Genomic DNA, 13602 nt, shown 5'->3' with positions numbered 1-13602 from the left:
AATTATTTGGCTTCCTGTTCGTTCTCGACCGTCTTGATAAGGTTCAGCAGCGAGCCGGAAAGCGACGGCCAGTTTTTGCTTATCTTCTCGGGCGAAAGCTTCAGCTCCTTCGCCTTCTCCGCGGCGGTAACGCCCTCGACGTGCGCCTTGCCGAGGCAGGCCTTTATCTTCGTCTCGCGGATGAGCATATCGGCGGCGATGAGCTCCGGGAATATCTCCTCGTTAAGCTTGAACATCGCGGCGGTGTTGCCCGCGTTCGCGGAATAGATATACCTGAACGCCTTGTAGACGACGTCCATGATGTAATCGGACATCTCGACGACGAGCGTCTTGTTGTCGCATTCCGCGAGGATATCGAAGATGACGTTCAGCGAGTTGACTATCAGCTTCTTGTTGAGGGTGGGAAGCACGCTTCCGCGCAGCGCCTTGTCGCCGCCCTCTTCCTCGGGGATCTCGTCGACCTTGATGGTCGTGCCGAGGCGGTCGGCGCTCCTGCCGAGCAGGTAGTCGCAGGAAACGTCGTAGTAATCCGCGACGCGGAGAACGAAATCGAGCCCGCATTCGCGCACGCCCTTTTCGTAATGGGAAAGCAACGCCTGAGAAACGCCGAGCTCCGCCGCGGCCTGCTTCTGGCTGATGCCTTTTTCTTTTCTGATTAAGGTTATGACCCGCGCGAAATCGTTCGTCTGCAAGCGTTCTTCCTCCTTCCCTGCGGTTCTTGCGTCTTTCGGTGAAAAGTGTGAAAAAAATACAGTGTCACCGATCATGGAGACACGTGCGCTCACGCCTCGAATTAACGTGATGTATATTATATATCAGTTTTTCCGATTTGTAAAGACGAAAATGCGACAATTTCTTCGTCAAGTTGCATAAAAATCGATATATTATTTTGTGCAAAAGGCCGAAAACCAGGCATCGATATGAATATCGCTCATATTATTCAACCTCCGCAAACGCGTCCGTGAGTTCCGTGATGACGGAGTTCGACAGGAGCACTCCCTCGTCGGAAAGCGTTATGCGGTCGGAAACGCGGATCAGCCCGCGCTTTTCGAGTTCGGCGGTGACGGCGTTCGGCGCAAAGCGCAGGCCGAAGCGTTCGCGCATGAGCGCGAGGTCTATGCCGCCGGAGGTGCGCAGCGCGAGCATTATATACTCGTCCGCGCCGCCGCATTCGCCGCGGTCTTTTTTATACGCTCTGCCGGCGGCGTAGTCGGCGACGCTCCCCTCTGTCGAGATGCGCCTGCCCCCGAAGCAGGAGTGCGCGGTCGGACCGAAGCCGAGGTAGTCGCCGAGCGACCAGTATTTCATATTGTGGCGGCATTCGAAGCCGGGCTTCGCGAAGTTGCTTATCTCGTAGCGTTCATAGCCGAGCTCGCGGAGAAGGCCGGAAGCGGCGAGGTACATTTCGGCGGTCTGCTCCTCGTCCGGCAGACCGGACGGGACGTTTCTGCCGAACGGGGTATCCGGCTCGATCTTCAGCATATACGCGCTGACGTGGTCGAGGCCGAGCGCGGCGAAGGAGTATATCGTGCGCCGCATGGACGCGGCGGTCTGGTCGGGGATGCCGAGCATCATATCGCCGCCGACGTCCCCGAAGCCCGCAGCTCTGCCCTCAGCGACCGTTCGCACGGCGTCGCGGAAGGTGTGGATGCGCCCGAGCTTTTTCAGCTCGCCTTCATCGGCGGACTGGATGCCGACGGAGAGGCGGTTGAAGCCCGCTTCGCGCAGCGACTTCAGCAGAGGCAGGTCGGCGGTGGCGGGGTTGGCTTCAAACGAGATCTCGGCGTCCGCGTCGACGTCGAAGGAGGCGCGGATCGCGTCCAGCGCCTTTATCAGCTCCGTTCCGGCGCAGGACGGCGTGCCGCCGCCGAAATAGACGGTGTCGACCCGGTATTCGCCGCCGTGCGCTTCGCCCGCGGCGCGGATATCGGCGCAGAGGCGCGAAATATACGCCGGAATAAGCGAAAAATCGGTTACCGAACAGAAGTCGCAGTAACCGCATTTTTTCACGCAAAACGGAATATGAACGTAGATCCCCAGCGGCTTTTTCATATCAGAGCATCACGGAGGACTGGAAGTAGTTATCGTTCAGCGAGCTGCCGGAGCTTTCGCCGGAGTCCTGCGTTTCGTCCGACGAAGCGGCGTAGCTGTCGTCGACCGAGCCGCTTTTGTCGGGATCGCCCTTCGTTTCGTCGCCGCCGCAGGCGCAGAGCGAGAACAGCGCGATAAGCGCCGCGAGCAGTAATATGAGAAGTTTTTTCGCTTTCATTATTCGTTCCTCCCGTGAATGGGATACGGCGCCAATGCCGCCGTTACGCTGAATTTTATCACATAATCGAAAAAAATTCAACCCCTTCTTTTTTCACGGCGTTACGGGCGGCGCGGGAAAATGTTTTTCCGCGCCTTTTTTTCGACCTCTTCTCGCAGGACGGGGCGGCTATAATATAAAGCGCGGGACGGGGGTGGAGCGAATGAAAACGGTATATGCCGACGTGCTTTTCTGCGTCAATTTCTTTATCGATTTCGCTCTGCTCGCCGTCACCGCGAGGATACTGAAACGCCGCCTTTCCGGACTGCGGCTGACCGTATGCGCCGCGCTCGGAGCCGCATACTCCGTAGCGGTGTTTTTTCCGAACCTTACGCTGCTCGCGACGGCGGGGGTGAAGCTGCTCTTCTCCGCCGTGCTCGCGCTGGCGGCGTTCGGAGCGCGCACCGCGGCGGGATATTTCAAGGCGCTGGGAGTGTTTTACGCCGTCAGCTTCGGCTTCGGCGGCGTGGCCTTCGGAGCGTACACGCTGCTGAAGCCGGACGGCGTCGTCATAAGCGGCGACGCGATCTATATAGACGTCGACCCGCTTTTTCTTTTCATGCTCATCGGCGGCTCTTACTGCGCGGTGTGGATATTCAGCCGCCTGCTGCCGAAGCGGAGCGAAAGTCACGCGCGGGTGCTTCTCCGCGTCGGCGGACGGACGGCGGCGCTGAACGCGCTCTACGACTCCGGAAACGGGCTGACCGAGCCGGTCTCCGGCGCGCCGGTGCTCGTCGCGGAGTACGCCGCGGTCGCGCGGCTGATACCGAAGCCCGCGCGCCCCGCGTTCCGCGGACGCCCCTGCCGCGAGGCGGCGGAATGGGGGCACGGCTACCGCCTCATCTCCGCGCGCGGCGCCTTCGGAGGCGGGGCGGCGCTGCCGGCATTCCGTCCGGACGCGGTCAGAGTGATCTCCGGCGGCGCGGAATACGAGACCGGCGACGTCTTCGTCGCCGTCGTCGCGGGGCCGCTTTCGTCCGACGGGAGATACGATTCTCTGGTCGGCGCGGAGCTGCTCCGCGGATTGCCGCAAACAAGCAAAAAGAAGCGCAAAGGAGCGGAGATATGAACTTCCTGATTTGGCTGAAAGAGCGCCTCGCCCGATTCTTCGGGAAGGTTTTTTACATAAACGGGCCGGACACCCTGCCGCCGCCGCTTTCGCCGCAGGAGGAGGCGGAATACGTTTCGCGGCTCGGCGGCGACAGGACCGCCCGGGACGCGCTGATCGTTCACAACCTTCGGCTCGTCGTCTACATAGCGCGGAAATACGAAACGAGCGGAGCGGGCATCGAAGACCTGATCTCCATCGGCTCCATCGGGCTGATAAAGGCGGTGGAAACCTTCAAACCCGACCGCGGCATAAAGCTGGCGACCTACGCCTCGCGCTGTATCGAGAACGAGATACTGATGTATCTGCGCAAGATAAGCGGTCTGCGCGCCGAGGTCTCCATCGACGAGCCGCTGAACGCCGACGCGGACGGCAACGAGCTGCTGCTCTCCGACGTGCTCGGCTCGGACGGAAGCGAGATCGGACGCGGCGTTGAAAGCGAAGCCGAGCGCACGGTGCTCGCCGAGCTCGTTTCGCGCCTCGGCGCGCGCGAACGCGAGATTACAGAGCTGCGTTTCGGCCTCTGCGGCAGGCGCGAGCTGACGCAGAAGGAGGTCGCCGACAAGCTCGGCATTTCGCAGTCTTACATCTCGCGGCTTGAAAAACGCATCCTCTCGCGGCTCAAAAGCGAGCTGGAAAGTCTGGTGTAAAAGCAAAGCCCTTCGGAAGTATCCGGAGGGCTTTGCGGCGTTTATTCCATGATTTCAAACGGTATCCCGCATTCCAGAGCGTATTGCTGCGCGGTCGAACCTTCGCGGCCGCGGATGCGTACGCATTCGTCGCCGTAAAAAGCGTTTTTGAATTCATCGAATTCAAGATCGTCCGCCAAAAAGGTAACCTCCTTCAAGCAACTGTCGCCACATCCCGCGAATGCGCCGGAGCCGATCTTCTTCACGGTCTCCGGTATAACTATCGATTCGACGTCATCGCATTCGCAAAACACCATATCGTCGATCTCCGTTACGGTACGCGGGACGGAGATCGCGCCTCCCTTGCCGTGATAACTGTAAAGCACGCCCTTTACCACGACAAAACCGTCCGCGTCGGCAAGCCCGCAGCACCCGCAGAACGCACCGCTGCCGATCTTTTGCACGCTTTCCGGAATTGCGATCTTCTTGATCTCGGCATGCTGCTGAAACGCATAGCGACCTATCTCTTTTGCATCTTCCGGTATCGTTACGGTTTCGCTTTCTCCGAAGTATTCGTAAAGCACTCCGTTCCTTATAATGAATCCGTCCGCGTCCGCCATACCCGGGCATCTGTCGAACACAGTCATGGATAATTCCGTATCCTCCGTTATCCCCGTGACGCGGCGCAGTTTTTTGCAATCCGAAAAAACGTATCCTTCTATTTTTTCGACACCGTTCGGTATATCGACGAATTCAAGCTCTTTGCATCTGTCGAACGCCTCAAAATCGATGCTTTTGATCCTCCCCGGCAGAGTTACGGAAAGCAACCGGCGGCATCTGCTGAACGCCCTCGAGCGTATCCGCGACACACTTTCCGGCGCAACGTAATGCCCCGGCTTTCCACACGGGAAAATTACGATTTCTTTCATATCCTTCGTCAGAAGCACGCCGTCGACGGACGCATAACGCGAGTTGCGCTCGTCGACGAGTATTTCTTTAAGCCCGTAGCACGCGGCGAAGGCGTTTTTTTCGACCTTCCTGACGTTCCGCGGCAGCCGTATGCTTTTCAGGCCCTTGCAACCGGCGAACGCGAATATGCCGATCCGCGTGACGCTTTCCGGGATTGCGATCGACTTTATCTTCTCGCAGTCTTCCGCGAAAGCAAACTCCTTTATCTCCGTTACGCCCTCCGGTATTTCAACCTCCGTTACTCCCGGCTCCGGCTCGTATTCAATAAGAATTCCGGATTTGATTTCAAACCCCATTTTGATTCCTCCCGTTTTTTGGTGAGGATATTATAATTCAACTAAAGTCCCATAAACAGTACACTGAATAAAAAAGATTATATCTGCCGATACTTTTTCCGTAAGCGTAATTTACGGGAGGTACGGCAATGACGAACAAGGTCGAAATATGCGGCGCGAACACCGCGGAGCTTCCGCTGATGAAGGAATCCGAGAAGACCGAGCTGCTCGAAAGGATACGCCGGGGCGACGCATCCGCGCGCGACAAGCTCGTATGCGGCAACCTGCGGCTCGTGCTCAGCGTCATCCAGCGTTTCACCAACCGCGGCGAAAATCCGGACGATCTCTTTCAGGTCGGCTGCATCGGGCTGATAAAGGCGATAGACAACTTCGACCCGTCGCACGGCGTATGCTTCTCGACCTACGCTGTGCCGATGATAATCGGCGAGGTGCGCCGCCACCTGCGCGACAACTCCGCCGTCCGCGTCAGCAGGTCGATACGCGACACCGCCTACCGCGCCCTGCGCGCGAAGGAGGAGCTGCTGACGAAGCTCGGCAGGGAACCCTCCGTCACCGAGCTGGCGGAGAAGATGAACGTTCCGCGCGAGGAGGTCGTTATCGCGATGGAGGCGATAGTCGATCCGCTTTCGTTCAGCGAGCCGATCTATAACGACGGCGGCGACGCGATACTCGTTATGGACCAGATAAGCAGCCCGCGCGACAGCGACGAGAACTGGATAGAGGAAATAATGCTGAAGGACGCGATAAACAATCTCTCCCCGCGGCAGCGGCACATCCTTTCGCTCCGCTATATCAAGGGCAGGACGCAGACGGAGGTCGCCGCCGAGATCGGCATTTCGCAGGCGCAGGTCTCCCGCCTCGAAAAAAGCGCCCTGAACGAGATAAAGAAACAGCTTTGAAATATTTGAACGCCTCGTTCGAGGCGTTTTTTATTTGCTCTTTATTTTTGCCGCGATTTCTGGTATAATTCAATAGCAGGCGAACGGTATCGCCGACAAAAACCCTATGTAAGATTTCGCCTTTTCCCGTGTCTTATTTATGAAACGGCTTGTCATTAAAAAACTGCGGCAGCCGTTCGGGAGGTAAGATATGAAAACAATAATCGCTGTTTTGCTTTTGATCGCCGTCGGACTGACGGCGGCGGCGTGCGGTGCGGAGGGCGAAAGCTTAAGCCCCGCCGAGCGTTACGCGCTTAAAGTCTGCTCCGCCGACGAGGCGCTGGAGTGGGCGAAGGACACGGATACGGTCGTCTTTGAGGGCGGCGCCCTCACCTCCGGCGGAGGCGTATGGGACGATTTTTATGCCGCAGTCGCCGAAAACACGCCCGCGTCGGTCCTGCTCGCGCAGTATTACACTCTTGACGATAAAAGCGTAAGCTCCGAGCTTTACGCGCGCGAAAAGGATAATTACCCGGTGCTTTTCTTCTGCCTCGTCGAGTTCGACGGCGAGGAATACTCCTTCACGGTGCGCGACAGCAAAGGCATGGAGACCGACCGCAAGGGCAGCTTCAAATACCTGCTGCATTTCAGCGGCGATAATCCGCCTACAGCCCGTTACGACACCTACGACGCCTACGTGCTGGTCGACGACCCCACGGCTACGTGGGAAGGCATTTGGGAAGGGATATACAGTTCGCAGTCGAACGCTGGCTACGCGCATTTCTTTGTTTACAACAATAATATCGGGTTGAGATAAATCATCAAGGCGGTGGGAGTATGGAACTGAAATACCATCAGGATACCGAAAAACTGCATATCGGCTGCGAGGCGCCGAGGGCGTATTACATCCCCTACGCCGGGAGCGACCGCGTGACTCCGCGCGAAGCCGCTTCCGCGCTCGCGGACTGCGGCGCGTCGTCGCTTTTCACGTCGCTCTGCGGCGAGTGGCGCTTCGCGTTTTACGCTTCGCCCGAGGCGGTGCCGGAAGAAGCCGTCGGCGCGGACTATCCGCTGCCGGAAGCGACGCTGAACGTGCCTTCCGTCTGGCAGCTGAACGGTTACGACAAGCCGGCGTATATCAACGTGCGCTACCCGTTCCCCTACGATCCGCCGTTCGTTCCGCGCGAAAACCCCGCGGGGCTCTATCTGCGCGACGTCGAGCTGACTCCGCGCGGACGCGCTTACATAAACCTCGAGGGCGTCGACTCCTGCTTTTACCTTTGGGTGAACGGCCGCTTCGCTGGTTATTCGCAGGTGTCGCACTCGACTTCCGAAATAGACATAACCGAATACCTGCGCGAAGGGCGCAACCGCTTCGCGATACTCGTACTGAAATGGTGCGACGGGACTTATCTCGAATGTCAGGACAAGTGGCGCACCTCCGGTATCTTCCGCCGCGTCTATCTGCTCTCGCGGAGCGAGGGACACCTGCGCGACTACACCGTTACCGCGGGCGCGGACGGCGCGCTCCGCTTCGAAGGCGACGCGCCCTGCAAGCTCCGACTGCTCGACGGCGAAAGCGTGATCGCCTCCGCCGACTGCGCGGGAAGCGCGGAACTGCGCGTTCCTTCGCCTCGGCTGTGGACCGCGGAAACGCCGGAGCTTTACACCCTCGAAATATCCGCCGCGGGCGAGAAGATATACGAGAGCGTCGGCTTCCGCAGCGTCGCCACGGACGGCGGCGTATTCAAGGTCAACTCCGCGCCGGTCAAGCTGCGCGGCGTAAACCGCCACGATTCGCACCCGGAGCGCGGCTGCGCCGTCACGACCGACGATATGCGACTCGACCTCGAGCTGATGAAGGCGCACAACGTCAACGCGATACGCACCTCGCACTATCCCAACGACCCGCGCTTTCTCAAGCTCTGCGACGAATACGGCTTCTACGTTATCGACGAGGCGGACGTCGAGGCGCACGGTGTACTCACCGCCGCGCCGGACTACGCGCTGACGAAGGATATTGCCGAAAAGCCGATGTGGAAAAACGCCCTGCTCGACCGCGAAACGCGGCTGTGGGCGCGCGACAGAAACCGCGCCTCCGTCGTGATATGGTCGCTCGGCAACGAATCCTTCTGGGGCGGGAACTTCATCGCCTGCGCCGACCTGCTGCATAAGCTCGACGCAACGCGTCCGGTGCATTACGAGGGCGCTTCCGCGGATATGACGCCCGAGGGCGACTACCCCGCCGGCGTCGACTTCATAAGCCGTATGTACCCCTCGCTCGATGATATAAAACGGCAGCTCGCGCGCCCCGACTCACGCCCGTATTTCCTCTGCGAATACAATCACGCAATGGGCAACAGCAACGGCGAGCTCGCCGACTGGTGGGAGCTGATATACTCCGAGCCGCGCATGTGCGGCGGCTGCGTCTGGGAATGGTGCGACCACGGGATAAAGACCGGCGAAAACGCCGACGGCTCCCCGCGCTTCGCCTACGGAGGCGACTTCGGCGAAGCGTATCACGACGGCAACTTCTGCATGGACGGGCTCGTCTCCGCCGACCGCAAGCCGCATTCGGGCCTGCTTGAGCTGAAGCAGGCGTACGCGCCATTCGCCTTCGAGGAGGCGGACGGCGGCGTTAGGATAACGAGCCGCCTTTCGTTCACCCCGTCGGACGGGTACCTGCTGAAAACGCTCGGCGAACTGAACGGAAGGCGCGTTTCGCTCAAGGCCGAGGCGATGCCGCGCATCGAGCCGCTCGGCAGCGCGGTCATACCGCTCCGCTTCCCCGACGGCGGCGGCCTCGCGGCGGTCACCTTCTCCGTGCTCGACCGGAATATGAACGAGGTCTGCTTCAAGCAGTTCACGCGAGGCGAATACGCGCTCCCCGCGCGTTCCGGCGCCGAGGGCGCGGACGCGATCGCGGAAAGCGATACCGAAATAAGAATAACCGCCGGCGAGGCGGAATATATCATATCCAAGCTCTCCGGCCTGCCCGTTTCGATTAAGGCGGGCGGCGAGGAGCTGCTCGCGGAGCCGGCGTATTTCAGCGCCGCGCGCGCCGCGACGGATAACGACGTTTGGGAAAAGGAAGAGTGGCGCAAAGCCGGATTCTACGATATGCGTTCCGCGGCGCGTGAGATAAGCGCCGTCGGTAACGCCGTCAGAGCGCGGATCACGCTCGGCGGCGACGTCGTCGCGCCGCCCTTCGCGGTCGCGCTCGAATACCGCTTCTTCACCGACGGGAGCTGCGGCTTCCGCGCCGAAGTCGAGGTCGCGGAAGGCGCGCCGTCCCTCCCCCGCTTCGGGCTCGCACTGCCGCTGAAAAAGGACTTCCGCGAATACGCGTGGTTCGGGCGCGGCGCGGGCGAAAGCTATCCCGATAAGACGCTCGCGACGCGGATAGGCCGCTTCGAGGCGGCGCTGCCCGAACGCTTCGATTACAGCGTCAAGCCGCAGGACTGCGGCGAGCGCATGAACGTCCGCGAGCTGACCGTCCGCGGCGAAGGCGCGGCGCTGAACGTTTCCGCGGACGCGGACTTTGCCTTCTCGCTGCTCGGCTGGAACGTTTCGGAGCTTGAAGCCGCCGCGCACGCGTGGGAGCTGCCCGCGCCAAAGCACTCCGTGCTCACCGTAGACGGCGCGCTCGGCGGCATCGGCACGAACAGCTGCGGCCCGCGCCTGCTCGACAAATACCGCTTCACCGAAAAGCGCTTCTCCTTCGGCTTCACGATTGCGCCTGAGAAGAAGTGACTTCCGCCGCTACGGAGAACTCAACCGACGCGACAGTCGCCTCGCGCGGCGGTCGCTGGAATCCTCCTTTTCGGTCTGCTATAATCGGATCATCAAAAGCAAAGGAGAAACCGAATATGGAAATCGGAAAAGAAATACGCCGTCTGCGCGACGGCAGAGGGCTCACGCAGGAAGCGCTCGCGGAAGCACTTAACGTGACCGCGCAGACCGTCAGCAAATGGGAATGCGGCAACAGCATACCCGACGTTCAGCTGCTGCCGGAGATCGCCGTCTTCTTCGGCGTCACGATCGATCAGCTTTTCGCCATGACTCCCGATCAGCAGATGGAACGCATAGAGAATCATATCTACAGCCGCGGTATGTTCGACGAAGCCGAGCTGAAGCAGATCGAGCGGCAGCTCGCCGCCTTCGCCGAGGATCCGGAGCTCGAAGGCAGGGCGCTGCTGCTAATGACAAAGCTTTATAACAATCAGGCAGAGCAGTTCCGCCTCAAAGCGGCGGATTTCGGCAGACGCGCGGTCGAGAAAACCGGCAGCGACAGAGAGGCCGTCAGCGAGCTGGCGAACGCCTGGGGCAGCTATATACCCGATTGGAACGCGCGCAATCACCACGAGCTCATAGAGTGGTTCGGCGATTACTGCCGCCGCAATCCGACTAACCGCGCCGCGCTGATGTGGCTGCTGGATAACCTCATAGACGACCGCCGCCTCGACGAGGCGCGCGCGTGGCTCGACAAGCTCGCAGCCATAGACGGCACCTTCCGCACGCCTATGTACCGCTATCTCATAGCCGCGGCTGCGTGCGATAAAGACGAAAGCGAAAGACTGCTCCGCGAGCTCGAAAGCACGGACGACCGGGAGTGGTGTCTGGCGCTCACGCTTGGCGATATATACACGCAGCGTCAGGAATACGACAAAGCCGTCGCGTGGTATCGCAAAGGACAGGAAGCTCAGCCGTCGCCGAAGTATATCGACAGCGCGGTGAGCATCGCGCATATATGCGAGATACGCGGCGACAAAGCCGGAGCCGTCGGCGCGTACCGCGAAGCCCTGCGTCTGATGAAAGAGGAATGGGGCATCGTCAGCGGCGAGGAGCGCGAAGCGATAGAACGCGCAATAAGCAAACTGCAGTGATAACTGAATAATAAAACAAGACCTGCCGGATCCGGCAGGTCTTTTGCTTTTTGTGTACGCTTATGCGTTATTCTTCAAACACCCGATCAGCGCGCGGACGCCGTCGTCGATATCGCGCTCGGCGGCGGTGAAATCACGGGTGTACCACGGGTCCGCGACGTCGCCTCCCCTGCCCGTGAAATCGAGCAGCTTGCGTACCTTTCCCTCCGGGTCGCCGCCGAATACGCGCAGCGTGTTGCGGAGGTTCGCGCCGTCCATCACGACGATGAGGTCGAAGCCGGCGTAGTCCCGCCTCGTCAGCAGGCGGGCGCGCTTATCCGAACAGTCTATGCCCCGCTCCGCGAGCAGTTTTTTCACCGGCGGATATACGGGATTGCCCACGCCGCCCCATATCTCCTCGGAACTTGTCGCGGCGGACTCGGCGTACGCTTCCAGCCCCGCTTTGCCGGCTTCATCGCGGAAAATATACTCCGCCATCGGACTGCGGCATATATTGCCGTGGCAGACGAACAGTATCTTCTTCATTATCAGAGCCCTCTGATCCGGCGCTCCCAGACCGCCTCGTCGACCGCCGCGACGCTCGGGTACGCCTTGCGTATCTCGGCGCAGAGGAACTTCGCCTTCGCGACGACGCCGGGCTTGTCGGCATACCACCAGCTTTCGAGATCCTCGTTGTCTCCGGAGATAAAAAGCTCCTCGAAGACCGTGGCGCGGTCCTCGAGCTGATTCGCCTGCCCGTAGCCGCGGACGAAGTAGTTTTCGTCATAGTCGGTGTCGTTCGCCTCGCGCGGATCGCCGTAATACTCGAAGCCCTTCGGGTTGAGCTTTTGCCATCTGTCCCATATATCGTCCATGCGGTATTCCATCGAATGCATCATTTCGTGGGCGATGTTGGACTCGTTGAAGAACGAGGTCGTCAGCGCGATATAGAGTATGCCGTTGCAGTTGTTCGCGTAAGCGGCGGAGAAATCGTCGTTTATACGCTTTGCGATATAGAGGCGGAACTCATCGAACATACCGTCGTTCAGCATCTCGGTAAAGATGCCCTGCGGGAACTTTCCGAGCGTTTCGTCGAGGATATCGAGGTTCATATAGCCGGGCACGAAGGTGTCGTTGTTCTCGAGGTCGGCGATGCCGTTCTCGTCGGTGCGCTCCTCGGGGTTGATGATGATCTTGACGCCGTACTTTTCACCGATCTCGTCGGCGCGCGCCTTCGCCTTCTCCTCAATCTCGCCGAAGTTCACGGACGTCACGTTGGCGCTGTCGGCGGTCTCGTACGCGCCGACGGTGAAGTCCCAGACGTAGACGTCGATAGCGGTCTCGACCGCCTGAAAGTCGCCGTCGTAACCGCAGTTGCAGTCCTCGCCCTCATACTCCTCGCCCGCGCCCTCGCAGTCCTCTTCCTCATCGACAAGCTCGATGACGTCCGCGGCGTTCGGCTGCGGCTCGGATGAGGTTTCGCCGGCGGAGCTTTCGGGCTCGACGCTCTCCGGCTCGGACGAGCTTTCCGGCTCGGAGCTTCCGGAGGACTCGGGCGGCTCGCTTTCCGCGCTGTCGGAGAACGCGGACGAGCTCTCCTCTTCTGAGCTTTCGCCGCTGCTCTCCGATTCCTCGGATGAGCTCTCCTCTTCTGAGCTCCATTCCTCTTCCGAGGAGAAGTCATCGCCGTCATAGTCGGGCTCGGGACGGTCGCTCTCCTTTTCGAACTCCAGCACCGTCAGCACGTATTTGTCGTTCATGACCGTCTGGTTGGCGTAGGCGTTGTAATATCCCTCGCGCACGGTGGAAATATCGGCGCGGTTGATTATCCCGCCCTTTGCGAAATCGGTCAGGTGGAATGAGTTTTTATCCTCACCGTCTTTGCAGTACGCGATCTTCATCCCGTACTTCGCGGCGCCGTATTCGGCGTCCGTTTCGACGAAGTATATCCTGCTCGGGTCGTCGTAGAATATCATCGCGCGCTTGTTGCCGCTGTCGTAGAAGGCGCAGCAGTCTTCCTGCCAGAAATCGGTCACGCCGAGCGCCTTGTAGCGCGCCTCGGGATCGACCTTTTCGGGAACGTAGTTGTCGAGCTTGTTGAAGTCGCGGTCGTAACCGACCGTGACTTCCCGGTCTTCGCCGCGCATATACGTAATAATAACGACGCCGGCGTCGTCATAGGCGGCGGAGCAGCCGTATCCGTTGTCGGACGCGAGCTTCATCTCGTTGATGAGCCTGTTGCGTTTCAGATCCCAGCGGCGCAGCTCATAAGGCGTTTCGGCGTCGGCGGCGTTGTTGTATAGCATTATCAGCGCCTCGTCGCCCCAAACGGAAATGGAGTTCACGCCGTAGTTCGTCAGGTCGCCGAGCTCCAGCTTCACGAAGCCGTTTTCCTTCTTCGGCGCGCAGGCGCAGAGACCGACCGCCATACAGGCGAGTATTATCAATGCAATAACGCGTTTCATCTTAAATGCTTCCCTTCGTTCATCTTACGCTATCATTATAGCACGGTTGACGGAAAAAAACGGTTACAAATTAGTTACAGTTTT

General features: G+C 59.6%; 12 protein-coding genes. 6 read left to right on the top strand and 6 right to left on the bottom strand.

All coding sequences use genetic code 11. From position 1 onward, the window contains the following. Positions 1–2 precede the first annotated feature (2 nt). From J5441_01150 to J5441_01140, 3 genes are all read right to left on the bottom strand, one after another. Positions 3–767: a helix-turn-helix transcriptional regulator gene (locus J5441_01150; protein MBO4933764.1), complete on the bottom strand. Its 765-nt coding sequence runs from the start codon at positions 765–767 to the stop codon at positions 3–5. A 169-nt stretch (positions 768–936) separates the two neighbouring features. Next, entirely contained in the window at positions 937–2052 is a 1116-nt protein-coding gene (hemW, locus tag J5441_01145; GenBank protein MBO4933763.1) for a radical SAM family heme chaperone HemW, read from the bottom strand. Between the two features lies 1 nt (position 2053). Continuing rightward, positions 2054–2269 carry a hypothetical protein gene (locus J5441_01140; protein MBO4933762.1) on the bottom strand — a complete coding sequence of 72 codons (216 nt, stop codon included), beginning with the start codon at positions 2267–2269 and terminating at the stop codon, positions 2054–2056. Positions 2270–2471: 202 nt separating this feature from the next. On the opposite strand from J5441_01140, the gene J5441_01135 reads away from it, so the two are divergent. Beyond that, positions 2472–3377 (top strand): sigma-E processing peptidase SpoIIGA, encoded by a 906-nt coding sequence (locus J5441_01135; protein MBO4933761.1) that lies wholly within the window; start codon positions 2472–2474, stop codon positions 3375–3377. Then, a complete protein-coding gene (locus J5441_01130; GenBank protein ID MBO4933760.1) occupies positions 3374–4066 on the top strand; it encodes a sigma-70 family RNA polymerase sigma factor in 693 nt (230 codons plus the stop codon). Before J5441_01135 ends, J5441_01130 begins: the two co-directional genes overlap by 4 nt. Positions 4067–4107: 41 nt before the next feature. On the opposite strand, the gene J5441_01125 is transcribed toward J5441_01130, so the two are convergent. After that, positions 4108–5310, bottom strand: a complete 1203-nt coding sequence (locus J5441_01125) for a leucine-rich repeat domain-containing protein (protein ID MBO4933759.1) — start codon at positions 5308–5310, stop codon at positions 4108–4110. A 128-nt stretch (positions 5311–5438) separates the two neighbouring features. Between J5441_01125 and sigG the strand changes: the two genes are divergently transcribed. The 4 genes from sigG (at position 5439) to J5441_01105 (ending at position 11074) form a co-directional block, all read left to right on the top strand. Next, entirely contained in the window at positions 5439–6209 is a 771-nt protein-coding gene (gene sigG, locus J5441_01120; GenBank protein ID MBO4933758.1) for an RNA polymerase sporulation sigma factor SigG, read from the top strand. 190 nt (positions 6210–6399) lie between these two features. Further along, entirely contained in the window at positions 6400–7005 is a 606-nt protein-coding gene (locus J5441_01115) for a hypothetical protein (GenBank protein MBO4933757.1), read from the top strand. Positions 7006–7025: 20 nt separating this feature from the next. Further along, complete coding sequence (locus J5441_01110) at positions 7026–9941, top strand: glycoside hydrolase family 2 (GenBank protein ID MBO4933756.1); 2916 nt, start codon at positions 7026–7028, stop codon at positions 9939–9941. Between the two features lie 116 nt (positions 9942–10057). Next, positions 10058–11074, top strand: a complete 1017-nt coding sequence (locus tag J5441_01105) for a helix-turn-helix domain-containing protein (GenBank protein MBO4933755.1) — start codon at positions 10058–10060, stop codon at positions 11072–11074. A 60-nt stretch (positions 11075–11134) separates the two neighbouring features. Here J5441_01105 and J5441_01100 read toward each other — a convergent pair whose 3' ends face one another. Further along, positions 11135–11599: a low molecular weight phosphotyrosine protein phosphatase gene (locus J5441_01100; GenBank protein ID MBO4933754.1), complete on the bottom strand. Its 465-nt coding sequence runs from the start codon at positions 11597–11599 to the stop codon at positions 11135–11137. Between the two features lie 2 nt (positions 11600–11601). After that, positions 11602–13518, bottom strand: a complete 1917-nt coding sequence (locus J5441_01095) for a hypothetical protein (protein ID MBO4933753.1) — start codon at positions 13516–13518, stop codon at positions 11602–11604. Between the last annotated feature and the right edge of the window lie 84 nt (positions 13519–13602).

The organism is Clostridia bacterium (assembly GCA_017620395.1).
Taxonomy (GTDB): Bacteria; Bacillota; Clostridia; order Oscillospirales; family RGIG8002; genus RGIG8002.
The sequence above is the reverse complement of the archived record's forward strand: the minus strand, read 5'-3'. Positions and strand labels throughout refer to the sequence as shown.

What these genes read in the sequence shown, in the direction of transcription:
- J5441_01150 (MBO4933764.1), bottom strand. Translation starts at nt 767, where the DNA reads ATGATCGGTGACACTGTATTTTTTTCACACTTTTCACCGAAAGACGCA.
- hemW (MBO4933763.1), bottom strand. Translation starts at nt 2,052, where the DNA reads ATGAAAAAGCCGCTGGGGATCTACGTTCATATTCCGTTTTGCGTGAAA.
- J5441_01140 (MBO4933762.1), bottom strand. Translation starts at nt 2,269, where the DNA reads ATGAAAGCGAAAAAACTTCTCATATTACTGCTCGCGGCGCTTATCGCG.
- J5441_01135 (MBO4933761.1), top strand. Translation starts at nt 2,472, where the DNA reads ATGAAAACGGTATATGCCGACGTGCTTTTCTGCGTCAATTTCTTTATC.
- J5441_01130 (MBO4933760.1), top strand. Translation starts at nt 3,374, where the DNA reads ATGAACTTCCTGATTTGGCTGAAAGAGCGCCTCGCCCGATTCTTCGGG.
- J5441_01125 (MBO4933759.1), bottom strand. Translation starts at nt 5,310, where the DNA reads ATGGGGTTTGAAATCAAATCCGGAATTCTTATTGAATACGAGCCGGAG.
- sigG (MBO4933758.1), top strand. Translation starts at nt 5,439, where the DNA reads ATGACGAACAAGGTCGAAATATGCGGCGCGAACACCGCGGAGCTTCCG.
- J5441_01115 (MBO4933757.1), top strand. Translation starts at nt 6,400, where the DNA reads ATGAAAACAATAATCGCTGTTTTGCTTTTGATCGCCGTCGGACTGACG.
- J5441_01110 (MBO4933756.1), top strand. Translation starts at nt 7,026, where the DNA reads ATGGAACTGAAATACCATCAGGATACCGAAAAACTGCATATCGGCTGC.
- J5441_01105 (MBO4933755.1), top strand. Translation starts at nt 10,058, where the DNA reads ATGGAAATCGGAAAAGAAATACGCCGTCTGCGCGACGGCAGAGGGCTC.
- J5441_01100 (MBO4933754.1), bottom strand. Translation starts at nt 11,599, where the DNA reads ATGAAGAAGATACTGTTCGTCTGCCACGGCAATATATGCCGCAGTCCG.
- J5441_01095 (MBO4933753.1), bottom strand. Translation starts at nt 13,518, where the DNA reads ATGAAACGCGTTATTGCATTGATAATACTCGCCTGTATGGCGGTCGGT.